Consider the following 24,901-nt stretch of genomic DNA (forward strand, 5'->3'; position numbering starts at 1 on the left):
TATATGTATTTATGTTATTTATATCTCTACAAATCATACTTCGATATCTTAATTTCAGTAAATAACTCTATTTAATTCACGTCCTTTCAATTTTTGTTTTTATTGACGACGAATTTTATCACAACTGATTTTATTTTTGAAATAGAATTTTATTAGAGATAAGTTATTTGTAGATACAGGATTTTTTCTTTTAAAACACTATATCTTCTATCGGATAAATCACAAATACAAGTATTTCCATAATTATAGTCAAAATACAAAATATTGTCTTAATTTTAACACCTGATTTTCTAAGACTGAAAATTACCATCTTTGATATAAAAATTATTATAAAAATAGTCAAGATTAAAGCTATTGTTATATATCCCGATGAAAATAAATGATATTCGTTAAACAGTGTCCAATACCATAAAAACCATGAAAATAATGCAACTATACCTGCAGAAATCAAATTTTCCCAAAATATAAACGAACTTAATTCAAATTTTATTTTTATCAGACTTCTCCATTTAAAAATTTCCCATATTAAAATTGCTGTCGTTATAATTAAAGTCATTATTTTTATATCTTCCATCATTTCCGACCTTTCTTTTTAGAAATTTGTTTTTTTAATTTTAGCATAGTTATATTATTTTTACAAAAAAATCAACCTTTAGATTTTACATCGAAAAAATGTGTCAGTGAGCATTATGAAAACATCCTTTTTATTTTCACAGCTCACGTACATTTTTGAATATGTAAAATTTAAGGTTGAAAAAGAGGGCTTAGGGGAATAATTCCCCTAAAAAGTCTTACTTCACTTCAATCAATAAACTTGTATCTTCCACATATTTTTTCTCTCTGTCCACAAAAGCTTTTCCTCTTATAGACCAAAGTCCTTTATGTGGAAAAGATAACACAAAATATCCGTTATCGTCAGTATAAGTAGACATACTTACTTTTTCATTCTGTAATTTTCCTGTAAATGTTCCCTTACCTGCATCAAGTTTTCCGTTTACATAATTTACGGAAATATCAGTATTTTTCATAGGATTTCCTTTTTTATCTACAAGACGTCCTTTAAATACGGAATTTACATTTACCATGGAAGGATTTGTGAACGGTATTATTTCATAATATCCGTCTGCTACTCTTTTTTTCCAGTCATCACCTTTGCTTCCTTCTTTTGTTATAACTGTTTTTACTATTCCGTTAAATGAATAAGAAATGCTGTCATCTACAGTCAGACCCGGAACTGCGATTATAACCCAGTCTCCTGCTCCTTTTAACTCACTGTCAATAACAAAGTCCAATGTTCTTCCCAAAGCTTTGTCAGTTTTAAGCTGTCCTTCTTTTACTTTTGCAGTCAGGTCTATTTTTTGTCCGTCATGCACTGCAAATACTTTTTCGGCTAAATGAGTTTTTTCTTTTACTTTTCCCACAGGAATAGGTTTATCTTCTCCGCCGTGATAAGGATGTCCGAAAATTACTTTAAACGGTACTGATGATTTACCTGTTACATTTAAAGTATCAGTGTAAATAAACTGATTATGTGCGTACAAATTCACTGTTGCTGCAGTTAATACAGCTAAAACTCCTAAAAATTTCTTCATTGAAATTACCTCCTGTTTTTTGTTTTTTATATATTAATAATTAATATAACGTATCAAACCCCGGTTATTTCTGTGTCATTTTTTCTTTCCATTCTCCAAGATAATCGGCTTTCTGAACATTCTCTTCCCATTTGCTCATTTCACTTTCTTCGAGTTTAGGACCTTTTTTTGATGTAACATGTCCCGGTCCTCCGTTAAATATAACTTCATATTTTGCAGCAAGAGGTTTTATAATAGTCATCGAGCTTTTATCATCAAACTTCCCTTTAAATATAATAAGTTTTCCTTCATAAGTATCTTCAGGTCCGTTATAAGCTTTGTCTTTAACGATTATCAGCTCCATTCCGTCAGCTTTTTCACCGTTGGAAAATCCCGCCTCTATATATATCGTCCCGTCTTTATTGTCATCTACTGACAAAAGCGGAGCATGTGCAAAAATCACACTTGATATTAAAAATAAACATATTAACATAATTTTTTTCATTATTCTCACCGTTCCTTTTCCGATTTTTTATTTTAATGCTTTAGCCAATTTATCCAGATTTTCTTTCATTCCTTTTAAATATCCGTCAGGATCCATTTTTTCGTTCAATTCTCTCGGAATATTGAAAGTATCCAAAACTATGAACTTTCCGCCTTTTTTTTCTATTTCGGAAATAACTTCTTTTTTCAGCCATTTATCCGAAACTATTATTTTGGAACCGCTTTCTTTCATTATTTCATCAATATTTTCAGAGGTCATCTGACTGAACTCCACATGATTGGCAAAAATATTCAGTTCATTAAAAAGATAATCCAAATTTTCAGTTAAAGCTGTTACAGATAAAGATTTTGCGTTCAATGTTTCTCTCAGATAATTATTTTCCAAGTCTTTCAATTCTTCGGTAAACTTTTTCAAATTAGTTGTAATAACTTTTTCATTTTTCGGGAACAGTCTTGTCAAGTCGGCAGCTATTATATCAGCCATTTTTATGGTGTTCTGAAGACTCATCCAAACATAAGGATTTCTTTCTCCGTTTTTATAATTCAACAATGACAATGCCGAATAATCATCTCCCGAAAAGGAATAACTTGCATCAATCTCGATTATTTTTATATTCTGTCTTCTCGTATATTCGTACAGATAGTCATTTTCCCATACTTTTGCCACATCTATTACAGCCACTGCATTTTTAGCAACCGTTAAATCAAGATCTTTATTATCAAAAGCGGATTTTCCGTAATCCATGGAAACATCCGAATCAAATATCGAATACACTTCTATATCGGTATTTTTCGTTATATTTTGAGCTATGGAATAAACCGACTGAATAGAAGTCAAAACTTTTTCTTTTCCGTATAAAATATTGACTGTCAATAAAATCATTAAAATTATTGTTTTTTTCAATGTTTTCTCCTTTCAATTCAAAGACTTAATCTCCTTCGCTGAATTTTCTGCTTATATTTTTTATAATCATCGTTATGAAAAATATACACGATGCAGTCAAAATTATCGCTCCGCCTGAAGGTATGGAAATATTAAAATGTAACGGTACCAAAACTCCCAACACGCAGCTTATCAGCGAAAAAAAGATACTGTAAAAAAAGAAACTTTTCATCGACTTTGATAAATTTTTTGCCGAAGCTGCCGGAATCAGCAGCAATGCTTCTACAAGAGCCGCTCCTATTATTTTTACGGATACTATCGTTACCACTGTTATAACAATAATAAATATATATTCAGTAAGTTTTACATTTACTCCTTTTACCGTAGCAATATTGACATTAAAGCTCGAAAGCAGCATCTGATTAAACAGAGGTATCAATACTATTCCTAAAATCAGCATCGTAACAATCAGAACTTTTATATCGAAATCACTGACAGTCAGTATCGATCCGAACATAACATTTTCAAGCATATGAGAGTTCGCTTTTGAAGAAACGAATATAAGAAGAGAGCCTCCCAACGCTATGGATATTGACAAAAATATTCCGATAAGAGTGTCTGTCGACATTTTTGTTCTGTTTTTTGTATAATTTATTAAAAGTCCGAATAGTATACAATAAGTAAACAGCATTACATAAGGGGCGTTATAAGGCTCTCCTACGAGCACTCCTAGAGCAATCCCCGTAAGTGCCGCATGTCCTATCGCTTCTGAAAAAAATGCCATTTTTTTAGTTACTACCATTGTGCCTATTCCGCCTAAAATCGTCCCGATAAACAAAGTACATATAAGCGAATTTATTACAAAAGCATATTTAAAATAATCGGGTAAAATTTGACGATTTACCATATCTATAAAAAAATTTCTTATCAGTTCAAGCATTTTTCCTGCTTTCCTCCGTTTCTGTAAAACTGTTTAGATATTTATGAAAACACAGTAAGTATTTTTTCTTCATCCAGAACTTTTTTCGGATCACCCGAAAACTGTATTTCTTTTTTGATACACGTTACCGTATCCGCCATTTCTATTACCTGCTTCAAATTATGATGTATCCACAAAATAGTTACACCTTTATTTTTCAAGTCTTTTATTACACTTTTAAAATATTCTTCTCCCAATTTGTCTATTCCCGTAAAAGGCTCGTCCAATATGAGCAGATCAGGTTCGGGATGTATCGCCTGAGCCAGTAAAAGTCTTTGTTTTTCCCCTCCCGACAGGTTTCCTACAAGCCTTGTCCTTTTTTCGTACATTCCTATTTTTTTCAGCAAATCATCTATCGTTTTTTTATATTTTCGGGAAATACCTAAAAAACAGGGCTTTTTCTGATAAATTATAGACAGAAAATTTTCCACTGTTATAGGAAGTGTTCTTTCAAAATCCAGAAATTGAGGAACATAACCTATTTTTTTTGTTTTTTCGTAAGATATAAATATTTCTCCTTCATACGGTACCTGTCCTAAAATACTTCTCAAAAGCGAAGTCTTTCCGCCTCCGTTAGGTCCTACAAGACAGTGTATTTTTCCCGGCTCCACAGTCAGATTTATATTTTTTAAAATTTTTGTATTTGACAAAGTCAGTGTCAAGTTTTTAATTTCTATTAATATGCCTGACATATTATTTCCCTTTCGCTTTGGCAACTTCAAGCATTGCATTAGTTAAAGAATCCAAATTATACTGCATAAATTTTTCAAAGCTGTCTTTTGTATACGGACCGCTGCTCATATGAGAAAGACTTTTTATTCTTACTCCTGTAGCCTTCTGAATTGTTGTGGAATATTTATTCTGTACCTGTGCATCTACAAAAAGAACATCTATTTTATCCCTTTTCATAATGTCTATCATTGCTTTTATGTCCGAAGCACTCGGTTCTACACCGTGAGCAGGCTCTATTACGGCTCTTACTTTCAATCCGAACTCTGATAATAAGTAGTCATAACCTGCGTGAGAAGTCGCTATCCTCATATCAAGATTTTTTAAGTGGCTTACTTTTTTGATAGCTGCCGCTTTAAGATTTCTCAATCTTTGAGCATAAGCCTGTGCATTTTTATTATAATAATCTTTATTTGCAGGATCTATTTGTCCCAATTCCTTCGCAATAGTATAAACCTGCTGGATAGAAGTCGTTATCGAAATAAAAGTATGCGGATTTACAATTTTTGTCTTTCCTCTCATCCCCGAAACGGACATTAAAGAAACTCCTTTGTTTGCATTTATTATTTTTACTTTTCCGTTCATTTTTGCAGCTTTAACTATATCGTATACAAATTCGTCATGTCCTACACCGTTTACAACAAGTATATTTAATGTCGACATCTTTTTAATATCTTCAGGTCTCGGTCTGTAACTGTGAGAATCGTATAAATCTCCTCTAATTACAGGAATAACTTCCATTTTATCTCCGACTATATTGGAGACATAGCTGTAATAAGGCTGTAGCGTTACACCCACTTTCATTTTTCCGTAAGAAATCACACTCATAAAAATCATCGAAATTACTAATAAAACTTTTTTCATTAATTATCACCTTTCCCTTCAAATTTCTGTCTTTCGTTTTCTCCTGTATAAGGAACTATCTCTTTCCATCCAGGAAAATTTTCATCAATGGCAAATTCCACTTCATCTTTATGTATATGAGTTTTTATAAATAAAATCTTCGTATTTTCCTTGTTTTCATTATCTACAGCTACCAGAAAATTTCCACTTGTCATAACATTTTCACAAAGACCGACATAATATGTCTTTTTATTTTTATCTATTCTTTCCCAAGTGAGTTTCCCTCTTTCCTCCCACGTTATATCTTTTGTAAAAGGAGGCATCAGTTCATCTTCCAGTTGTTTTATGGTCGGTAATTCTTCATCTTTACCTTTCATTTTTATTTCACTTACAAAGTTTATCAAATCGGCATAAATACTTTCTTCAATATTTGAAAAGTCCGAATAGGAACTCACTTCATTTTCTTTTATTTTCTGTTTCGGTGCTTCTGTTTTTCGGAGTTTAATGAGTAAAGCCGCTGTTAAAATCAGTAATACAACTGTTATTATCAAAATAACATTTTCTTTCTTTGAGCTTGCAGGCTTCAGTTTTTCTGTGACTATTTTAATCACCTCTTTATACTTGTCTATAATATTTTTTTATTTATTCATATATTCATATTTATTTGATTATCAAAATAAATTGTTTTGAGTCACTAAATAATTATACCATAAATATTTTATGTGTCAAGAAAAATTGCTATATACCCTTATTTAAAGGTCTACAGCAAGTTTTTCTTTTATAATTTTTCCTTTTTCCATAACGATTATTCTGTCGGACATTTTTGAAATAACTCTCATATCATGACTTATATAAAGTAAAGAAATATTATTTTCTTTTATATGCCGGTTTATTTTATCCAGTATTTTTTCCTGATTTATCGCATCAAGAGAAGTCGTCGGCTCATCAGCTATGAGTATATCGGCTTTTCCAAGCAGCGATAAAGCGATCCCTATTCTCTGTTTCATTCCTCCCGAAAACTGATACGGATAATCTTTAATTCTTTTTTCGGCAGCACTTATATTCAAGTCTTCCAAAATTTTCACAGATTTTTTATATGCTTCCTTTTTTGATATTTTTTCTTTAAATATTAAAGTTTCCGTTATCTGATCACATATTTTCCTGTAAGGATTGAGAATATTCATAGAATCCTGTAAAATCATATTTATTTTTTCCGAAGTAAATTTTCTCATATTTTTTCTGTCAAATTTAAGCAAATCTGTTTTTCCTTTGTATAAAATCTCTCCTGTTATTTCAAAATTATTTTTAGGAAGAAGTCCTGTTAAAGACAACATCAACACACTTTTTCCCGTTCCCGAATCTCCGATAACTCCAAGCCTTTCCCCTTTTTTCAAAGTAAAAGAAATATTGTCCAGAATTTTATTATTTTTATTTTCGTTTACAGTGCTTACAACGAGATTTTTCACTTCCAAAATTATATTATCAGTCATATATAGTCCCCTGTTTTATATTATTTATTTCTCTATCGTCAAACAGCCTGTTGGATACAAATGCTATAAGAAATATCCCTAAAGACGGCCATAACAGCATCATCGGATAATCAAAAAGATATATTCTGTATTGATACAGCATCGTTCCCCAATCGGGATTATTTATATCCGATCCGAGGCCTATAAAAGTAAGCGAGGCATATTGCAGTGAAATCCCGCTCATATTGTTTCCCAGGGAAGTAAATACGGGTTTTACTATATTCGGTAAAATATGCCTGAAAATTATTCTGCCGTTTCCTGCACCGAGCATTCTTGAAGCGACAACAAATTCTTTTTTCTTTATTTCCTGAACAAGCTTTTTCGTCTGATTGTAATATCCTCCTATACTTCCTATACCTATGGAAAGCCCCGCATTTAAAGGGGTCAGACCGAACTGAGAAGTTATTACAAGAGCCAGAATAAAAGTCGGTATTATCATAAATAAATCTATTAGAAAATCGGGAATTACATTTAACGGGGAATCGGTGTATCCTGTTATCATTCCCGCAAAAATCCCCGTTACAAATGAAAATGACGAAGCAATGACGATAACTTCAAGAGTTCTCATTCCTCCTTTTAATAAAAGAGAGTAAATATCCCTTCCGAGAAAATCAGTTCCTAAAATATGTTTTCCCGACATTTTCAGAAATTTTTCGTTTAAATTGATAATACCTGTATCATATACAGGAAATAAACGGAAAATTATAATAATTAAAATTAAAGCAGATAAATATACAATATATTTTTTAGAAATTTTTTTCAAAATATACCTCATTCTTTTATATCCAAATATTTCAATATAATATTAAAAAATATTTTTACCGCAATCATCCAGATAACTACTATTAATATATACGATTGAATCACATTATAATCACGATATTTTATACTTTCTACGAGAAATGTACTTATTCCGGGAATTATAAATATAACTTCAAGAACAGCCGTTCCGCCTATCACCCACGAAAACTCCGATATTACAGCCGATATAAGTCCGTAAATTACCGGTCTTGCAGCATGTCTGAATAAAACATATTTCTCTGAAAATCCTCTGCTTATTGCAGCAAGTATATATGTTTTCGTCATCTGTTCCCTAAAATGTATTCTCACTATTCTCGAAAATTTTCCCATAAGATAAAGAGATATTATAAATATCGAAAGAAAGAAATTCGACAAATCTTTATTAAAGAAAAATGTTGTCAGCTTCCATTTTATCGAGAAGAAATATATTATGATTATCGCCAATATAAATGACGGTACTGTTTGCGACATCAAAGACAATCCTTTTGTAAATCTGTCAAAAAATCCGTTTCTTTTCAAACTTGAAAAATAACCTAAAAAAAATGATAAAAAAGCCGAAATCAAAACTCCGCCTAATCCTATTCCCAATGAATAAGGCAGTCTTGCAAGCATTTCGATTTTTATATCATTTTTTGTTATAAGGGAAGTTCCCCAATTAAATTTTATGAAATTTCCTATCCATTTCAAATACTGCTCAACAAGGGGTCTGTCGAGTCCCCATTCAGCCCTGAGATTTTTAAGATTTTCAGCAGTTACGGGAACTCCTGTAGATCTCAAATAAGTTTCTTCAGGGGATGAAGGAAGCAGTCTTATAAAGAAAAACACAATAATCGATATTACGAATAATAAACATAATATTTTGACTGTTTCTTTCAATAATTGAGTATACTTCATACTGCTTCCTCCCTGTTATATCTATTTAACCGTTAAATCAGCTCTTACTATATAATAATCCGCTCCCCAGACTTCATAATCCTTAACTTTATCAGACAATCCCACATACCATATCGGATCTACAAGGAAAAGAACAGGTCTGTCTTTTTTCAATATATTCTGTGCTTCCACAGCCAATTTTATCATTTCCTGCTGATCTCCTGTAGCATCTAATTTTTTCATAACATCTTCAAATTCTTTTGAAGCATATCCTGTGTAATTGTTACTTGCTTTAGGTCTGAAAAATTGATTTAAAGAGAATGTAGGCACTCCTGTAGATGCAGTATGTTGTGCATATAGCATTATATCAAATTTTTTACTTGCTCCCACTTCTCCTATATTTTCGGAAATTTCAGTTTTTGCATCAATTCCCATTTTTTTCAACTGTGAACTCATAACTTGCATAAGAGTTACCAAATCAGGTCTTTGAGGATAAGTTACCAATGTAAGGGAAAGAGGTTTTCCGTCTTTTTCTCTTATTCCCTGAGCATTAAGTTTCCATCCTGCTTCGTCCAACAAACTTGCAGCTTTATTTACATCACTTGACACATCCGCTTTTCCTGCGAAAGGGAAATATCCCGCAAAGAATCCTGTAGGTTTTTTACCTCCGTGCAAAGAAGCTATAAGTTCATCTCTGTTTATAGCCAAATCCAATGCTTCTCTCACTTTTACATCACTTAACGCTTTATTTGTCATGTTTACAAAAGCGAAGTACTGATATCCTACTTCCATCGGTTTCAATATATGCCCTGATTTTTGAAGAGATTCTGCAAATTCCGAAGGAATCGACACTGCAATATCAAGTTCGTTACTTTCAAATGCCAATTTTAAAGCATTAGGGTCTTTAAATTCTTTTACTGTTACATTCGGTCTTTTTTCCGCATCAGGGAAATATTTGTTAGGTACTAATTTTACTTCCGTATTCGGAGTAAGACTTTCTACAGCAAAAGGTCCTGTAAATATAAATTCACCTTTATCATTTACTTTGTAAATAACATTAGTCCATTCAGCCAAAACAGCTTTCATAATTTTTGTAGGTTTTTCGGATTTTATATTAACCGTAAATTCGTCAACAGGACTAAATTTCAATGCTCCTGCAGTTCCTCTTGCTATTGCATTTTTTTCGTTTGTTCTGTTTAACCCCTCAGAAACAGCTTTTGCATCAACTTTTGTTCCGTCTGAAAATAAAATATCATTTTTTAATTTTACTTCCCATTCATTGTCACTTTTTTGACTGATAGACTCTACAAGACGAGTATCAAGTTCACCTTTTTTATTTACAAAATAAAGGTTTTCCGATATTCCGTGAGATGTCAACGCCCATCCGGTACCTCCGTCTCCCGGATCCAGTCCTGACACAACATATCCCTGTCCGACATTTACAGTCTTAACTGTTTTAGGCTCTGAAGCTCCTTTTTTATCGCCCTCGTCTTTTCCTTTAGAACATGATATAAAAACAAGCAAAACTGCCATCATCATTAAAAGTATTTTGTTCATTTTCAATTTTAAACTCGGAGCATTTGCTCCCGAATAATTTTCCTTTTTCATTATTCCTCCTAAAATTATTTTATATTAATCCGAAAAAATCGGCTATAAGAGCCGATTCAATATACAAATATTTCATATCAAAATAAAAATCTTTAAAAGACATCCCCTAAAAATACCTATGACTTCTTTCAAAAGTTCTTTTATTCTGAATTATAATAATTTCAGTATATTGAATTTCTCCTTCCAAAAAATTCGAATATATAATTCAGGCAAGTCTTCTGACTAACTTCATCCTACTCACACCCTTCCCGAAATTTATTTCAGTGGATATTTGCTTTCGTCCGTTTCACAGCAGTGGCGGCTGTATCGGATTTTAACCGATTTCCTTATTAAGTAAAAAACACCTGAACCTTTGAATTATATTATACATTAATATTTTCTTTTGTCAATAGAAAAAACGGGAGTTTTTCTATGACTCCCGTATTCTCAATATTTATATTCTTTTTATTAATTTTACAAATATAAAACTCTATCTTAAAATTTCCTACTCTCCTGTCAAACTTCCTTTGTTTAGTTTTTTAAATCTTGAGAAGAAGAATGTTAAACCAAATGCTAATCCAAATGCAGCCAGTGAAGCGATCCAAAACGACCCTCTATTTTTGGATATTGACAAAAATGCTAAAGCTAGTCCTCCTACACCTATTCCTGCCGCTAAAACATTAAAAGCAGTACATATTACAGCTCCTACTGCAGAACCTATTAATGATGCATAAAAAGGATACATATATTTTAAGTTAGCACCAAACATTGCAGGTTCTGTAATTCCAAACCATGCCGAAACAGTCGCAGATAATGAAACAGATTCCTGTTTTTTATCTTTTTTATATAGAAAATAAGTTGCAAGTACAGCTCCTGATTGAGCTATATTTGATATAGCTATTAACGGCCATATAAATGTTCCACCCTGTGTACCTGACAATTGCAAATCCACAGCTATAAATGTATGATGCAATCCTGTTATTACTAAAGGTGCGTAAGTTGTTCCAAATATCAATGCTCCTATATATCTTAATCCCGGTGTTTTAAACAAGAATTGGAATAAATTTGTTAACCATTCTCCTAATGTTCTTGCTGCAGGTCCTATAAATAATATTGTTAAAAATCCTGTTATTACTAAAGTAGCAAAAGGAACCCAAACTAATTTTAATACTTCAGGAGTTCTTTTATCAATAAATTTTTGAATATAACACATTGCTATTCCTGCAAACATTGCAGGTAAAACTTGTGCCTGATATCCTATCATCATTATTTTGGCAAACCCTAAATTCAATATATATTTTCCTGCCTCAATTCCGAAAGGATCTTTTCCCATAGGATTTTGAGCATCTTTAAATAAATGAGCATATTTTGCAGAACCGTTAATTATAATATCTTTTAAATGTACTCCTGCATCCGACAATTCTCTACTTGAAGAAATATTTCCGTAAACATAAGCATTTAACATAACTCCTGCTACCAACATAAGTCCTAATACAATTCCCAAAGCTTCATTTCCTTTGAATTTTTTAACTGTAGACCATGTTACCAATACAGGCAACATACCAAATACTGATCCTCCTATCCAATCAGTATAAAGCTTTAAATTAGCTGCTAAAGGATAAATATCCACTAAAGATTTTCCACCTAAAGATTTCATACCTTGAGATAAAAAGTTTCCAAATCCAAGCATTAACCCTCCTGCAACTAACGCAGGTATTAACGGAACGAATATTTCAGCCAAATGTGCAACCATTCTTTGTAAGAAAGGCTGTTTAGTCATTGCAGCTTTCTTAACATCTTCTTTAGATCCCGATTCAATTCCCGACACCCCGATAAAATCTTTATAGAAGTTTCCTACATCGTTTCCGATAATAACTTGAAACTGACCGGCATTTGTAAATGTTCCTTTTACAGAATCCAATTTCTGAATATCCTTAGGACTTGCTTTTGCATCATCTGCCAACGCAAATCTCAATCTTGTCGCACAGTGAGTTACACTTACTACATTCTCCTTCCCTCCGACGAGCTTTAGCAGCTCTTTCGCCTCATCTTTATAACTTTTCATAAAGTCCTCCTTCAATAAAATTATTTATAAGTAAATTTTTTTAGTACCTAATTCATACATCTTTCAAATAATAATTTTTGTTTATTTTTTAAAATCTGTTTTTATAACATTTCCAAATTACATTGTATATACTATTTTTCAAGTAAAACTACATGATTATTCTTCATAAAAATTATATTTAAACAATTTAATCATTATTTTAATTTTATAAATTTATATAACTTTCAACAATGATACTATAAGGTATTATAAAGGAAATGTCAAGCTTTTTTTCTTGCATTTACAATGATACTTTATTTTTCAACTTTTATTTACTTAGTCCAATATAAGAGCATTGAATTAAACTCATACTCATATACATATTTCCCGTCTTCATATTTATAATATTAAAGCAGAATATCCTTTACTTCCGAATACAGTTTTTCTTCTTCCTCAGTTTTATTTTTACTGAACAAATCAAGTGGCAGAGTTTTATAATCTATCCTTACACTTTCATGTTTTAAAATACTTTCAATACTGTCAAATGTATATTTTCTTTTATTTTTGATAACAATTTGGTTTACATCTACTCCTTTGGAATACAAAATCATAGTCAGGTAAATATAGTCATTTTCACGCCAATCCATAGGCAAATTCAATTTTTCTTCAAACAAATTATTATATTTAGGCTCTACACCTGTTGCCATTCCTATCATAGTAATTTTTTTAGATTTTTTGTTAATTTCTTCAAGAACTTTATCCAAATCATACATTCTATAAAAACAGTTATATCCGAATATCAGATCGTAACTGTCAATATTCGCTTCTTCAACTTTCTTATTAATATATTTTATATTATTAATATTTTTCAAATCTGCAACAGTTTTTATATAATCAAGATTATCTGAAGAAAGATCAAGACAGGTCATCTCACGTGATAATCCGGCAAGATCAAAAGTATAGTTTCCCCAACCGGGACCTATTTCCAAAGTTGTTTCTATTTTAAAATCTTTTAAAATTTCAAGGACTTTTTCTCTTATTTTTCCTGAATAATCATCAATATTCTCTTCAAATTTTTCAACATTAAAGCCCTCATTTTCAATATGACGACCTACATGCCGTTTCCAGAATTTCTTTTCTTCATCATCGTTGTCTATCCTTATATCCTGTCTTTTTATTTTATCCAGAGCTTTTCTCCAGTCGTTTATTGCATAACCTAAATCTACTTTAGGATTCATTCTTTACCTTCACTACTCCTTTTTACGAATTTTTATTTTTTATCTAAATATTCTGTTTTTTTTCGACTCCAGCAACTGGTCCAGCATCACTATCGCAGTAACCGCTTCAAGTACAACAACAGCTCTCGGTACAATAGCCGGATCATGTCTTCCCGTTACTTCAAGAAAGTCGTCTTTTTCAGTTTCAAGATTTACGGTCTTCTGTTTTCTTCCTATTGAAGCGGGAGGCTTTATTGCGACTTTAAAGTCTATCGGCATACCGTTCGTTATTCCGCCGATTAAACCGCCGTTATTGTTCGTATAAGATTTCACTTCACCTTTTTCATTATAATACATTTCATCATTTGCTTCACAGCCTGTCATTTTTGCTATGGCGAATCCTGCACCGAATTCTATCCCTTTTACAGCAGGCACTGAAAACATCATTCTTGCCAGTTCGCTTTCCATACTTTCAAAAAAAGGATTTCCAATTCCCGGCTTCATTCCTGTTACTGTTATTTCGACTGTTCCTCCTACGGAATCTCTATTTTCCTTAGCTTTTAATATAGTTTCTTCCATTTTCGGAATAATTTCTTCATTTAATACAGGCAATATCATCTTTCTCCATTTATCAATATTTTCCTGTGTAATATCAATTTCTTTAAAATCTCTGTCTTGTATATCTTTTATAGATTTTATATGTGCTGCTACCAATATCCCTTTTTCTCTAAGCAACTGTTTTGCTATGGCACCTGCAAATACTAACGGAGCTGTTATTCTTCCCGAGAAATGTCCACTTCCTCTTATATCGTTGAATCCGTTATATCTGTTCATACCCGACCAGTCGGCATGTCCCGGTCTGGGCTTTTTAGCTATCTCACTGTAATCTTTTGACCTCTGATCTGCATTTCTTATAATCATCGCAAGAGGTGTGCCTGTCGTTTTCCCGTTTAAAAATCCGCTCAATATTTCAAATTCGTCTTTTTCTGCTCTCGGAGTGGCGAATTCTGATCTTCCCGGAGCCCGTCTTTTCATTTCCTCACGAATAAAATCCAAATCAATTTCCGTTCCTGCAGGTATTCCGTCAATATTTATTCCCAGTGCTGTTCCGTGAGATTCTCCGAATATTGAAATACAATAGTTTTTTCCGAAATTTGCTCCCATTTTTGGTTTCCTTTCAATATATTTAATCTTTATGAGAGCTCATTGCCGCCCTCATACTCCTGCTACCCGCGTTCTCCGCTTCTTCGTCGACTCCGAAAATGCGGGAGCTTATTTTTCCCGACATTAAAATTTTACTTTGAGAAATACGAAACGAAACGTTATAAAAACAACTGTTCGAGCGTAGCGAGTTTGTTGTTTTTATAGTGGAGTGAGTAATTTTGAGTTAGTAAAATTTTAGTCGGATAATTTTTGCTACTTTTTTGTAAAAAAGTAGATGAAAATTTTTATAGAATATTTTTTGCTGCATTTTTTAAAAAGTAGATATTTCCCCTCCCATTTTCTCGAAATCTTCCCAAAAATGAGGATAAGATTTTTTAACACTTTCTGCTCCTTCGATAACTATTTCCTTTTCACATCTAGTCGAAGCAATAGCGAGACTCATTGCGATTCTATGGTCATTCCATGAGTTTACCGTAACTCCGCCTTTGAAGCCGTCAACTCCCTGAATGACAAGACTGTCGCCTATTTCTTCTATTTTTGCTCCCAATTTATTCAGTTCCGTTTTAATCGAAGTTATTCTGTCCGACTCTTTTATTCTAAGCCTTTCAGCATTAATAATTCTCGTTTCTCCTTTGCTCAATGCACCTAACACGGTCAAAATTGGAGCAATATCAGGGCATTGTGAAACATCGATTACTGTACCATGGGTCTTTGAAGGTTTCACAATGATATAATCATCATATATTTCAATGTTTGCAACCATTCTTTGAACAATTTCGATTATTTCTCTGTCGCTCTGCAGTGAGTCTTTATTTACATGTAAACATTTAATTTTGTTATCTCTATTACTTGAAATTATTCCCGCCACAATCCAAAACGCCACTTGGGAATAATCGCCCTCAACTGTATAATCAAAGGGATTATATTTCTGCTTCCCTTTAATATCGAAAGTTTTATACCCGTTATTTATTATTTCGATTCCTGCAAGTTTTAATATTTCCAACGTCAAGTCAATATATCCTTTGGATTCAAGATTTTTGTTTATTACAATTTCCGAGTTTCCTTCCAATAATGGCAAAGCATAAAGTAAGCCTGTTATAAACTGTGAACTTATATTCCCGTCAATTTCATAAATTCCTGATTGAAGTTTTCCTTTTATTTCCAACGGCAGTTTTCCTTTTTCGGTTTTATAAAAAATCTTTTGTTTATCGAATATTTTATAATAAGTATCAAGCGGTCTGTCTACAAGTTTCCCTTTCCCGTCAAAAATAAGTTCATTTTCTTTTGTAAGTCCTACAGGTATTAAAAATCTTATTGTTGAGCCTGACTCATTACATTGAATATACTTATTTTCAGTAATGATATTTCCGCTGTTTCCGATTATTTCCAAACAGTTTTCTCCCCGAGTAATTTTCGCACCCCAGTTTTCCATAATATCTGTTGTTGTCGTGATATCTACGGAAAATTTCAAGTTGTCAATTTTGGATTTTCCTCCCGATGCCAATGCTGCAGCTATTACTGCTCTGTGAGAATAGCTTTTTGACGGCGGTATTTCTATTGTCCCGTTCAATATTCCCGGTTTAACTTTTACTTTCATAAAAAATCCCTTTCCGAAGAAATCATTCAAAAATTTCTTCCTCATTCATCTTTATTATTTGGACATTTCCTATATCTTTAAGAAAAATAAAATTTATTCCTCCGTCAACACTTTTTTTATCCCTTTTCATTATTTCGGTTATTTTCTCTTTATCATATTCAATATTTGTCGGTAAATTTAATACTTTCAGTAAAAATTCCGCTTTTTCCGAACAGCCTTTTTCAGTTATCCCCTTTCTTTCCCCAATTTTTATAATATCAACCATTCCCGCAGAAATAGCCTCACCATGCGAATATTTTTTATAATTTGTATACTGTTCTATTGCATGCCCGATTGTGTGTCCGAAGTTAAGTATCATTCTTAGATTACTTTCTTTTTCGTCTTTTTCGACTACTTCTTTTTTTATTTCACACGAACGGTAAATAAGCCCGTTTATATGTTTCATCAAATGTTCTCTTAGTTCTTTTTTATTACTTTTAGCTATTTCCGATAAATTTACAATATTTTCAAGTTTTTCAAATAAATCTCTGTCGTAAATACAGCCGTATTTCACTATTTCAGCAAAACCGTCATAAAAATACCGATCCGACAGCGTATCCAAAAAACAGCTGTCAATTAAAACAAGTTTAGGTTGATAAAAAGCTCCTACAAGATTTTTCCCTTCAGGCAGATCTACTCCGACTTTCCCACCTACACTGCTATCCACTTGGGAAATTATAGTCGTAGGAATCTGTATAAAATTCACTCCACGCAAATAAGAAGCCGCTGCAAAACCTGCAATATCTCCGACAACTCCGCCTCCGAATGCGACTACCATATCACTTCTTTTTATTTCAGCTTTTACCATAGCTGAATAAATTCCCTGCATAACTCCGATATGTTTATTTTCCTCTCCTGCTTCAAGCACATAAACAGTATAATCAAAGTTTTTGAACATCTCACTGTATTTTTCTTCGTATATTCTGTTCACATTGGAATCGGTTATTACAAAAAGTTTTTTCCCTTTGTAAATATTTTTTATATATTCGGAAAATTCATTATAAAAGTTTGTTCCTATAACAATATCATAAGAGTTTTCACCTAAATTGACATTCAGTATTTGCATATTTTTCCCTTTTTTTATTTTTTTATTCTTCATAATGTCCCTTACAGGAAAGAATAACTATGTTACTATTTTCAATAAAATATACTAATCTATGCTCCTTATTAATTCTTCTACTCCACGCTTTCCTGTATTTTAAGGATTCAGGTTTCCCTATTCCCTCAGACACTCCATTTCTACTTATATCTTTTAATAATTCATTTATTTTCTTCACTATTTTTTTATCAATTACCTGCCAATATAAATATTCTTCCCAAGCTTCATCTACCCATAATTTATTCATTTTTATCCTCAATTAATTCATGTTGTTGATACTTCCCTAATAAATATTTTTCCATTCTTCTGTCTATCATTGCTAAATATTCGGCATTTTTTGCTGCCTTTTCCAATTCGTTATATTTTTCTAAACTTAAAATAACAATATTTTTTTCTTTTTTTCTTGTAACTATTACAGTTTCATTGTTATCTGATACTTCATCACAATAATTTTTTAAATTATTTCTTAAAGTTGTAAAGTTAGCTGCCAACATTTTAAAACCTCCAAATTATTTTTTCAATAACATTGTACCAAAAACGTACATTATTTCAAACATAAAATAATCATCTATTTTAATATCAATCTTATTTTTATAATCTATATCTTCCCTCAATTTCCCTTTTTATATAAACAGACTCAAATTCCTCTTTCAATATATCCATAATTATTTCATCGTATCTTTTTCCCATTATTTCCACTCTTTTTCGCAGTCTGCCGACTTCCTTAAATCCGACTTTTTTATATAAATTATATGCAACTTCATTGTACTCAAATACGGTCAAGGAAACACTGTATAAATTCAGAAAAGAAAATCCGTAATCAAGTATAAGATTTATCGCTTCTTTTCCGTAGCCTTTTCTCTGATATTCAGGATTTCCAAGCATTATCCCCAAAACAGCATTTTTTTGAAGTATATTAACATTAAAAAGTTCTATATTTCCTAAAAGTTCATCATTTTCAATTAATCTCACGGCAAATATTTTTCCATCTTTTATGGAATTTAAAAATTCCCTTTCTCTTTCATAATCCATAATATTTATATAAGCTGGATGACCTATGCCTACCGAAACTTTAAGATCATTTATCATATGAGTATACTGTTCGGTATCATCAAGGGAAATAGGTGACAAATAAACATTATCTCCTGTAATTTTTTTAATATACTTTTTTTGACTTTCGTTTCCCATACTTTCCCTCCGAAATATTATTTTTATTTAAAACTTTTCCCCAATACATTAGCTATTTTTTCCACATCTTTCATCAAATCTTCAAATACTTCAGGCTTCAATGATTGCGGTCCGTCAGAAAAGGCTTTATCAGGCTCGGGATGAACTTCTACCATCAGTCCGTCAGCTCCCGCAGCTATTCCTGCCATAGCCAGCGGTTTTACCATCCAGTGTTTCCCGGTCCCGTGTGCAGAGTCCACAATTATAGGTAAATGGGTAAGTTTTTTTATCATAGGCACCGCATTCAGATCCATTACATTTCTATATGCAGTTTCATAAGTTCTTATCCCTCTCTCACATAATACAATATTTTCATTTCCTCCTGCCAATATATATTCAGCAGACATGAGCCATTCTTCTATTGTCGCACTGAGTCCTCTTTTTAAAAGAACAGGTATTTTTGTTTTTCCTACTTCTTTCAGCAAATCAAAGTTCTGCATATTTCTTGCACCTATCTGAATCATATCCAGATGAGGCCCGAATTCATGAAGCTGTTCTATAGACATTACTTCACATATTATAGGCATTCCTGTTTCTTCTTTCGCTTTTTTCATAAGCTCTATACCTTCCATACCCAATCCCTGAAAAGCATACGGAGATGTTCTCGGTTTTACTACTCCCCCTCTCAGTATATTTGCTCCCGCTTTTTTTACAGCTTTTGCAGTTGTAAGTATCTGTTCTTCACTTTCCACAGAGCAAGGTCCTGCCATCATCACAAGGTTGTTTCCCCCTATTTCCACATTTCCCACTTTTACAATCGTATCGTCAATTTTAAACTTTCTGCTTGCTCTTTTATAAGGCTCCTGTATTCTCTGCACGTCCATTACATAATCAAGAGATTGAATATGTTTTATATCAATCGTACTTATATCCCCTACCAGTCCTAAAACAAGATATTCTTCTCCTTTAATCAATTCCACTTTCACTTTATTTTCGCTTTCAAGCCTTGCAATCATTTTTTTTAATGTTTCCAAACTCACATTTCCGTCAACTTTAATTATCATCTTTCTTCCTTTCTTCATCGTTATTTTCAATTAATTTTACATTAGATATCTCGCTGAATCTTTTACTTATTTTGTTTGAAGTAGTTGTTATACTTTTTACATCTTTACTTACTTTTTCTATATCTTTTTCGAGAGCATTCCATCTTTCCTGATATCTGTCAAATTCTTTATTCAGTTTCATCAGCTCTTCCTGTATAACATGAGCGTACTTATCTCTTTCAATATTGGTCATTATAACCTGAAGAGTTGTCAGTACCGACATTAACGTAGTCGGCGATGTAATTCTCACATTTTTTCTGTATGCATATTCTATTATATCTGTATGATAGGCATTTATTTCTGCAAACACCGCTTCAGCCGGTAAAAATAATACTGCCTGCTCGCTTGTTTCTCCCGGTATTATATATTTCGATGAAATATCGTCAATATGCTTTTTCAAATTCAATGAAAATTCTTTTCGGGCATTTTCTCTTTCAATCACTGTCAATTCAACATCATACATCTTTCTGTAATTTTCAAGAGGAAACTTTGAGTCTACCGCAATATTTCCCATAGGCTCAGGAGCAAATATAACAGAATCTGCTATTGTTCCGTTAGAAAGTTTATACTGTCTTTGATAAATTTTATCGTTTTTTTCTCCGAAAACCGACGCCAATATCTGATAAAGCTGGACTTCTCCGAATATTCCTCTGCTCTTTTTATCAGTCAGAACGTCCTGCAGAGAAACTACATTACTTGAAAGTGCTTCTATTTTCTTTTGGGCTTCATCAATTTTACTTAATCTTTCGAGAACATTCCCGAATGTTTTTGTCGTTTCTTCAAATCCTTTGGACAATCTTTCCTCGACTTTGGCATTCATCATATCAAGCCTTTTTTCTATTTTTCCGTTCAGCATTTCAAAGTCATCGTTTATTCCTTTTTTGAACTCATCCTTAAACCTGTTTATATTCTCCGACAATTTCTGATTGTTTTCATTCATTGCCGTTCCTAATTTTGTGCCGAAGTCCGTGAATCTGACAAGCAGTTTCTCATTATTCCCGGATAATTCCTTATTCAAATCGGAAATTCCCTGTAAAAGATTATTTTTTGTATTTAATGTTATTGTTTTTTCCATTTCGTTAAATTTCTTAGCATTTTCACTTATATTTTTTTCGGTACTTGCAACAAATCCCTCAGTCAGAATTTTCTCCATTTCGTCTTTTAAGTACATTATTTCTTCCTGTTGCCGTTTTCTTGACTTAAGTAAATATATAAATATCGCAATACACAATATTCCTATAACCAAACTCAACATCAGCATAATCAGATAATTTCCCGATATTTGATTTTTCAATATTTGTAAATCTTCGTTTCCCATTCTTTCCCCCTAATTATTTTTTATTTCAGCTTCCATATTTTTTAAAAGTCTTCCATTTTTCAATATAATATTTTCCCTTATTTTAACCAACAATTCTTTTTCGGTTTCTTCCAAGTCGTCAAAAATATCACTGTAATAATCAAAGTTTTTCCCTTCAAACTTATCCAGAAATTCCTCAAAAGATAAAGATTCAGGATCATAAGCTATCTGATATTTGATATCTTCATTTCTGTCGATTATTACTTCATTTACAAGCCCCATTTTTTCTAATTCCGACAATATATCCTTTACAAATTGAGCCTCAACTCCCAGTTTTTTGGTCAGTTCCAAATATGTATAAGGCTCTTTTTTTTCTTTAAATCTTGCGATTATCAATGTCAAAATCAAAATTCCCGCTTCTTTTCTCAATTTTATAGGCATTTCCACTTTTTCATTATACAAAAATTCGTCAGAAGTCTGTATGGAAAAGGCAATTTGAGCTCCCAAAAGTATAGTTACCCACATATACTGTACCCATGTCAGAAATATAGGTACTAATGCCAAACTCCCGTATATCGCATTGTATTTTGTAATGGACGACTGTAACCATGTAAATGCCACTTTTAATACATAACAGAGCAGAACTGTTATTATCCCTGAAATAAATGCAGGTTTCAGCTTCACATTTGTATTCGGTATGACATAAAATAACAGCGTAAACAGAAACACATAAAACAAGGGACCGAACACATGAAGAAATATATTTACAATTACCGTTCCTCCGAAAAGCATTGTGCTCATTTTTTCCACAACGAAAGAGTTTGTAGCCACTATCACTATTATCAGGATAGGTCCTAAAAATATAATTGCCACGTAATCCACTATTCTCCTTGTCATAGAACGGTTTTTACTTATATGCCATATCTTGTTAAATGCGTCTTCCAGCATCATCAACACTTTTATTGCCGAATTAATAAGTATCACCACTCCCACTCCCGTAAGAATGCCTCCCTGTGTGGAAGCCAGAAGTTTATTGGCAATATCAAGAACAGTTCTTACCATTCCCTCGTTTTGAGGTACAAGCTCAAATATTTTGTGTATAACGAGTTTATCCAAACCGAATCCTTTAGTAATTCCCAAGACCAGTGCCAAAATCGGAAATACCGCAATCATCGAAAAATATGTCAATGTACATGCCAAAATTTGAGTTTCTCCGTCACTGTAATTTCTGTAAATAAGATTTATCATCTGAAATGCTTCTCTTATATGTTTTTTTATATTTTCTTTACTCAATTTTTCGGATATTCCGGATATATCAAATTTCAGTTTCATATACTCTCCCATCGCTTAAAATCAATGTTTAACCTATATTAAAATATTCTTTTTCGGAAAATACTTCTTCAAGCAGTTCGTCATAATTCTCTATTCTTTTTTCTTCATTCAGCACATCCTCCAATTTCGGATTTGTAACAGGATGTTTCGGTGCGAATATTACACACGAATCTTCATGAGGCTCGATAGATTTCTCATAAGTCCCTATTTCTTTGGCTATTTCTATAATTTCAGTTTTGTCGGCTCCTATAAGCGGTCTGAAAACAGGCAATTTTTCTACTGAGGCATTTGTACAAGTCAGTCCGCCCAATGTCTGCGAAGCAACCTGTCCTAAACTCTCCCCTGTTATCAATGCCTGATACTGCATACTGTTCGCCAATTTTTCTGCAAGTCTCATCATTGCCCTTCTCGTAAGAATTGTCGCCAATTCCTTTTTAGTCTTTGTATTTATCGCTTCCTGAATTTTCAATATATTCACAGCATAAAGTCTGCTTTTTCCCGTATAAATCGACAATATTTCAGTAAGTTCCTTAATTTTTTCGAGAGCCTGTTTACTCGTAAAAGGAAAACTGTGAAATGTAACAAAATTTATTCTCATTCCTCTTTTTGCCATTAAAAATGAAGCAACCGGGCTGTCGATTCCTCCCGAAAGAAGTACAAGTCCTTTTCCTGTCGATCCGATAGGCAACCCTCCATAAGTTTTTACCCTTTCAGTATAAATATATACATTTTTTCTAATGTCGACGTTTATCAGAATGTCAGGATCTTTCATTTTCACCTGTTCAAAAGGACTGTTTATAAGTATATGAGCTCCCAATTCTTTTGCATAATCCATCGACTTTTTCTCAAAGCCTTTGTTACTTCTGTTTACAGCTACTTTAAAAGTTCTCGCTCCGTTTTCATAAGCAAAATTTGCTATTTCCAGAACTTTCTTTTTTATAATTTCATCATCTCTGTCAACTTTGACCGACGGATTCAGCCCCACTATTCCGAACACTTTTTTCAGTTTTTCTGTGACTTTTTCAATATCCTCACTCTTAATATCCACATATAACTTGGATAAATCGTCATTCAGATTAAACTCATACCCGTTCAATGCTTTATTTATCCTATTTTTCAGCATTTTTTCAAATTGACCTCTGTTTTTCCCTTTTAAAGACAACTCTCCGTAAGATAATCCCACAGAATTTAAAAGAGATTTATTCATATAATCCATTTTTTGTTTCCTTTCTGATAAAATAACTTTTTCTTTGTTCTATTTTCACAGTCCATATAACTGTTGAGAACATAGATATTAAAAACATAACACCGAACTGTCCCAAAATAAATCCTTATTTCATCTTTCTTATCTGATCTACGCTTTTTTTAAGAACTTCCACTACTTTATCGATTTCTTTCAAAGTATTTTCATAAGAAAAGCTGAATCTTATCGCTCCGTCCAATTCATTCTGACTCAGTCCCATACATGAAAGAACTCTGCTGTTTCCTTTTTTGGAAGAACATGCCGACCCTGTTGACACGTAAATTTCATTCATCCCGAGGAAATGAGTAAGCACTTCTCCTTTCGTTCCTCTAAATGACACATTTAACACTTTCGGACTTGATTTTCCCATATCAAACAAAGAATTTATACGAATATCGCTTATATTTTCCTCTATTTTCTTTGCAAATTCAACTTTAAGATTTTGCAAATATTCCATATCTTTCTTATAATTTTTATCCAGTAATTCCACAGCTTTTGCAAATCCGAGTATCAGTTCCGTAGGCATCGTTCTTTTTGCTATACCGTTTTCGGAATTTGAGCCGTAAATAACATTTGTCAGTTTTACTCCGTCGGCTACGTATACTGCTCCTATACCTTTTGAAGCATAAATTTTATGTCCGCTTACAGTTATCGCATCTACAGGAATTTTATCAAATTTTATATCCGTACACCCGAATCCCTGTACAAAATCCGTATGAAAATAAATATCTTTACTTTTACTTTTTATAATCTTCGCTATTTTCTCCAAATCCTGTACAGAGCCGACTTCACTGTTCACAGTTCCTATGGAAACCAGTAAAGTATCTTCTCTCAATATCTTTTTCAACTGTTCCAAATCTACGTATCCGTCTTTATCCACATCAAGAAAGTCCACTTCAAAGCCCTTCGATTCGTAATTTTTGAATGTTTCATATACTGACGGATGCTCGATTTTTGTTGTAATAAGATGTTTTTTCGTCTTGGAATTTACTTCAACAATTCCCTGTAAAACAAGGTTATTCCCGTCAGAACCTCCCGCAGTAAAGTAAATTCTTTCAGGCGATACTCCCAAAAAACTTCCTACTGTTTTTCTCGCATTTTTTATTTTCAAAAATATTCCGTGAGAAAATTCATGTATCGCATCAGGATTGGCATAACTGTTTTTCATTATTTCTATCATTGTATTTACTACTTCTTCTTTGGGCTTTGTACTTGCCGCATTGTCTAAATATATCATTATTCTGCCTCTTTCTTTAAATTTTCAATTTTTAGACTCAATTTTTCCATTTTTTGAGCCTAT

Annotated in this window: 25 protein-coding genes and 1 riboswitch; all 25 genes read right to left on the reverse strand. The window is 32.5% G+C overall.

All coding sequences use genetic code 11. From position 1 onward, the window contains the following. Positions 1 to 190: 190 nt before the first annotated feature. On the reverse strand, positions 191 to 577 hold the full coding sequence (locus FVE72_RS08795; RefSeq protein WP_026738053.1) for a hypothetical protein: 387 nt from the start codon (positions 575 to 577) through the stop codon (positions 191 to 193). Positions 578 to 791: 214 nt separating this feature from the next. Next, a complete protein-coding gene (locus tag FVE72_RS08800; protein WP_026738054.1) occupies positions 792 to 1,592 on the reverse strand; it encodes a DUF4198 domain-containing protein in 801 nt (266 codons plus the stop codon). Between the two features lie 64 nt (positions 1,593 to 1,656). Further along, a complete protein-coding gene (locus tag FVE72_RS08805) occupies positions 1,657 to 2,076 on the reverse strand; it encodes a hypothetical protein (RefSeq protein WP_026738055.1) in 420 nt (139 codons plus the stop codon). A gap of 27 nt (positions 2,077 to 2,103) precedes the next feature. Next, positions 2,104 to 2,979 (reverse strand): metal ABC transporter solute-binding protein, Zn/Mn family, encoded by an 876-nt coding sequence (locus tag FVE72_RS08810; RefSeq protein WP_051411777.1) that lies wholly within the window; start codon positions 2,977 to 2,979, stop codon positions 2,104 to 2,106. 25 nt (positions 2,980 to 3,004) lie between these two features. Then, positions 3,005 to 3,898: a metal ABC transporter permease gene (locus FVE72_RS08815; protein ID WP_006807406.1), complete on the reverse strand. Its 894-nt coding sequence runs from the start codon at positions 3,896 to 3,898 to the stop codon at positions 3,005 to 3,007. A gap of 41 nt (positions 3,899 to 3,939) precedes the next feature. Next, complete coding sequence (locus tag FVE72_RS08820; RefSeq protein ID WP_026738057.1) at positions 3,940 to 4,629, reverse strand: metal ABC transporter ATP-binding protein; 690 nt, start codon at positions 4,627 to 4,629, stop codon at positions 3,940 to 3,942. 1 nt (position 4,630) lies between these two features. Next, positions 4,631 to 5,530 carry a metal ABC transporter solute-binding protein, Zn/Mn family gene (locus tag FVE72_RS08825; protein WP_026738058.1) on the reverse strand — a complete coding sequence of 300 codons (900 nt, stop codon included), beginning with the start codon at positions 5,528 to 5,530 and terminating at the stop codon, positions 4,631 to 4,633. Beyond that, positions 5,530 to 6,120 carry a DUF6162 family protein gene (locus FVE72_RS08830; RefSeq protein WP_026738059.1) on the reverse strand — a complete coding sequence of 197 codons (591 nt, stop codon included), beginning with the start codon at positions 6,118 to 6,120 and terminating at the stop codon, positions 5,530 to 5,532. Before FVE72_RS08830 ends, FVE72_RS08825 begins: the two co-directional genes overlap by 1 nt. Before the next feature lie 141 nt (positions 6,121 to 6,261). Further along, positions 6,262 to 6,999, reverse strand: coding sequence for an ABC transporter ATP-binding protein (locus FVE72_RS08835; protein WP_051411778.1), 738 nt, complete (start codon positions 6,997 to 6,999; stop codon positions 6,262 to 6,264). After that, the gene (locus FVE72_RS08840; RefSeq protein ID WP_172966391.1) at positions 6,992 to 7,678 is read right to left on the reverse strand and encodes an ABC transporter permease; all 687 of its coding nucleotides are present in this window, start codon (positions 7,676 to 7,678) and stop codon (positions 6,992 to 6,994) included. The genes FVE72_RS08835 and FVE72_RS08840 overlap by 8 nt, the downstream gene beginning before the upstream one ends. Before the next feature lie 131 nt (positions 7,679 to 7,809). Continuing rightward, positions 7,810 to 8,733, reverse strand: coding sequence for an ABC transporter permease (locus tag FVE72_RS08845; RefSeq protein ID WP_036056182.1), 924 nt, complete (start codon positions 8,731 to 8,733; stop codon positions 7,810 to 7,812). A gap of 21 nt (positions 8,734 to 8,754) precedes the next feature. Then, entirely contained in the window at positions 8,755 to 10,320 is a 1,566-nt protein-coding gene (locus tag FVE72_RS08850) for an ABC transporter substrate-binding protein (RefSeq protein ID WP_051411780.1), read from the reverse strand. Positions 10,321 to 10,511: 191 nt separating this feature from the next. After that, positions 10,512 to 10,683: riboswitch (cobalamin riboswitch) on the reverse strand. A 121-nt stretch (positions 10,684 to 10,804) separates the two neighbouring features. Next, a complete protein-coding gene (locus FVE72_RS08855; RefSeq protein WP_026738063.1) occupies positions 10,805 to 12,364 on the reverse strand; it encodes a PTS transporter subunit EIIC in 1,560 nt (519 codons plus the stop codon). Positions 12,365 to 12,750: 386 nt separating this feature from the next. Further along, positions 12,751 to 13,581, reverse strand: a complete 831-nt coding sequence (locus FVE72_RS08860) for a class I SAM-dependent methyltransferase (RefSeq protein ID WP_026738064.1) — start codon at positions 13,579 to 13,581, stop codon at positions 12,751 to 12,753. A 39-nt stretch (positions 13,582 to 13,620) separates the two neighbouring features. Continuing rightward, positions 13,621 to 14,724, reverse strand: coding sequence for a chorismate synthase (gene aroC, locus FVE72_RS08865; RefSeq protein WP_026738065.1), 1,104 nt, complete (start codon positions 14,722 to 14,724; stop codon positions 13,621 to 13,623). A gap of 310 nt (positions 14,725 to 15,034) precedes the next feature. Beyond that, the gene (gene aroA / locus FVE72_RS08870; RefSeq protein WP_026738066.1) at positions 15,035 to 16,321 is read right to left on the reverse strand and encodes a 3-phosphoshikimate 1-carboxyvinyltransferase; all 1,287 of its coding nucleotides are present in this window, start codon (positions 16,319 to 16,321) and stop codon (positions 15,035 to 15,037) included. 22 nt (positions 16,322 to 16,343) lie between these two features. Next, positions 16,344 to 17,459 (reverse strand): 3-dehydroquinate synthase, encoded by a 1,116-nt coding sequence (aroB, locus tag FVE72_RS08875; protein ID WP_146966545.1) that lies wholly within the window; start codon positions 17,457 to 17,459, stop codon positions 16,344 to 16,346. After that, positions 17,449 to 17,706, reverse strand: coding sequence for a Txe/YoeB family addiction module toxin (locus tag FVE72_RS08880; protein ID WP_026738068.1), 258 nt, complete (start codon positions 17,704 to 17,706; stop codon positions 17,449 to 17,451). The genes aroB and FVE72_RS08880 overlap by 11 nt, the downstream gene beginning before the upstream one ends. After that, entirely contained in the window at positions 17,699 to 17,953 is a 255-nt protein-coding gene (locus FVE72_RS08885; protein WP_006807389.1) for a type II toxin-antitoxin system Phd/YefM family antitoxin, read from the reverse strand. The genes FVE72_RS08880 and FVE72_RS08885 overlap by 8 nt, the downstream gene beginning before the upstream one ends. Positions 17,954 to 18,050: 97 nt before the next feature. Beyond that, complete coding sequence (locus tag FVE72_RS08890; protein WP_026738069.1) at positions 18,051 to 18,647, reverse strand: GNAT family N-acetyltransferase; 597 nt, start codon at positions 18,645 to 18,647, stop codon at positions 18,051 to 18,053. A 23-nt stretch (positions 18,648 to 18,670) separates the two neighbouring features. Then, on the reverse strand, positions 18,671 to 19,690 hold the full coding sequence (gene aroF / locus FVE72_RS08895) for a 3-deoxy-7-phosphoheptulonate synthase (protein WP_026738070.1): 1,020 nt from the start codon (positions 19,688 to 19,690) through the stop codon (positions 18,671 to 18,673). Next, positions 19,680 to 21,047: a DNA recombination protein RmuC gene (gene rmuC / locus FVE72_RS08900; protein ID WP_051411781.1), complete on the reverse strand. Its 1,368-nt coding sequence runs from the start codon at positions 21,045 to 21,047 to the stop codon at positions 19,680 to 19,682. The genes aroF and rmuC overlap by 11 nt, the downstream gene beginning before the upstream one ends. A 9-nt stretch (positions 21,048 to 21,056) precedes the next feature. Then, entirely contained in the window at positions 21,057 to 22,358 is a 1,302-nt protein-coding gene (locus FVE72_RS08905; protein WP_026738072.1) for a YihY/virulence factor BrkB family protein, read from the reverse strand. A 28-nt stretch (positions 22,359 to 22,386) separates the two neighbouring features. Continuing rightward, positions 22,387 to 23,574 (reverse strand): tRNA uracil 4-sulfurtransferase ThiI, encoded by a 1,188-nt coding sequence (thiI, locus tag FVE72_RS08910; protein ID WP_026738073.1) that lies wholly within the window; start codon positions 23,572 to 23,574, stop codon positions 22,387 to 22,389. A gap of 115 nt (positions 23,575 to 23,689) precedes the next feature. Then, complete coding sequence (locus FVE72_RS08915; protein ID WP_026738074.1) at positions 23,690 to 24,838, reverse strand: cysteine desulfurase family protein; 1,149 nt, start codon at positions 24,836 to 24,838, stop codon at positions 23,690 to 23,692. Between the last annotated feature and the right edge of the window lie 63 nt (positions 24,839 to 24,901).

This window comes from Pseudoleptotrichia goodfellowii, from assembly GCF_007990505.1.
Lineage (GTDB): Bacteria > Fusobacteriota > Fusobacteriia > Fusobacteriales > Leptotrichiaceae > Pseudoleptotrichia > Pseudoleptotrichia goodfellowii.

Excerpts from the sequence above, each read along its gene's own strand:
- FVE72_RS08795 (WP_026738053.1), bottom strand. The coding sequence starts at position 577 with ATGATGGAAGATATAAAAATAATGACTTTAATTATAACGACAGCAATT.
- FVE72_RS08800 (WP_026738054.1), bottom strand. The coding sequence starts at position 1,592 with ATGAAGAAATTTTTAGGAGTTTTAGCTGTATTAACTGCAGCAACAGTG.
- FVE72_RS08805 (WP_026738055.1), bottom strand. The coding sequence starts at position 2,076 with ATGAAAAAAATTATGTTAATATGTTTATTTTTAATATCAAGTGTGATT.
- FVE72_RS08815 (WP_006807406.1), bottom strand. The coding sequence starts at position 3,898 with ATGCTTGAACTGATAAGAAATTTTTTTATAGATATGGTAAATCGTCAA.
- FVE72_RS08820 (WP_026738057.1), bottom strand. The coding sequence starts at position 4,629 with ATGTCAGGCATATTAATAGAAATTAAAAACTTGACACTGACTTTGTCA.
- FVE72_RS08825 (WP_026738058.1), bottom strand. The coding sequence starts at position 5,530 with ATGAAAAAAGTTTTATTAGTAATTTCGATGATTTTTATGAGTGTGATT.
- FVE72_RS08835 (WP_051411778.1), bottom strand. The coding sequence starts at position 6,999 with ATGACTGATAATATAATTTTGGAAGTGAAAAATCTCGTTGTAAGCACT.
- FVE72_RS08840 (WP_172966391.1), bottom strand. The coding sequence starts at position 7,678 with ATGTCGGGAAAACATATTTTAGGAACTGATTTTCTCGGAAGGGATATT.
- FVE72_RS08845 (WP_036056182.1), bottom strand. The coding sequence starts at position 8,733 with ATGAAGTATACTCAATTATTGAAAGAAACAGTCAAAATATTATGTTTA.
- FVE72_RS08850 (WP_051411780.1), bottom strand. The coding sequence starts at position 10,320 with ATGAAAAAGGAAAATTATTCGGGAGCAAATGCTCCGAGTTTAAAATTG.
- FVE72_RS08855 (WP_026738063.1), bottom strand. The coding sequence starts at position 12,364 with ATGAAAAGTTATAAAGATGAGGCGAAAGAGCTGCTAAAGCTCGTCGGA.
- FVE72_RS08860 (WP_026738064.1), bottom strand. The coding sequence starts at position 13,581 with ATGAATCCTAAAGTAGATTTAGGTTATGCAATAAACGACTGGAGAAAA.
- aroC (WP_026738065.1), bottom strand. The coding sequence starts at position 14,724 with ATGGGAGCAAATTTCGGAAAAAACTATTGTATTTCAATATTCGGAGAA.
- aroA (WP_026738066.1), bottom strand. The coding sequence starts at position 16,321 with ATGAAAGTAAAAGTTAAACCGGGAATATTGAACGGGACAATAGAAATA.
- aroB (WP_146966545.1), bottom strand. The coding sequence starts at position 17,459 with ATGAAGAATAAAAAAATAAAAAAAGGGAAAAATATGCAAATACTGAAT.
- FVE72_RS08880 (WP_026738068.1), bottom strand. The coding sequence starts at position 17,706 with ATGAATAAATTATGGGTAGATGAAGCTTGGGAAGAATATTTATATTGG.
- FVE72_RS08885 (WP_006807389.1), bottom strand. The coding sequence starts at position 17,953 with ATGTTGGCAGCTAACTTTACAACTTTAAGAAATAATTTAAAAAATTAT.
- FVE72_RS08890 (WP_026738069.1), bottom strand. The coding sequence starts at position 18,647 with ATGGGAAACGAAAGTCAAAAAAAGTATATTAAAAAAATTACAGGAGAT.
- aroF (WP_026738070.1), bottom strand. The coding sequence starts at position 19,690 with ATGATAATTAAAGTTGACGGAAATGTGAGTTTGGAAACATTAAAAAAA.
- rmuC (WP_051411781.1), bottom strand. The coding sequence starts at position 21,047 with ATGGGAAACGAAGATTTACAAATATTGAAAAATCAAATATCGGGAAAT.
- FVE72_RS08905 (WP_026738072.1), bottom strand. The coding sequence starts at position 22,358 with ATGAAACTGAAATTTGATATATCCGGAATATCCGAAAAATTGAGTAAA.
- thiI (WP_026738073.1), bottom strand. The coding sequence starts at position 23,574 with ATGGATTATATGAATAAATCTCTTTTAAATTCTGTGGGATTATCTTAC.
- FVE72_RS08915 (WP_026738074.1), bottom strand. The coding sequence starts at position 24,838 with ATGATATATTTAGACAATGCGGCAAGTACAAAGCCCAAAGAAGAAGTA.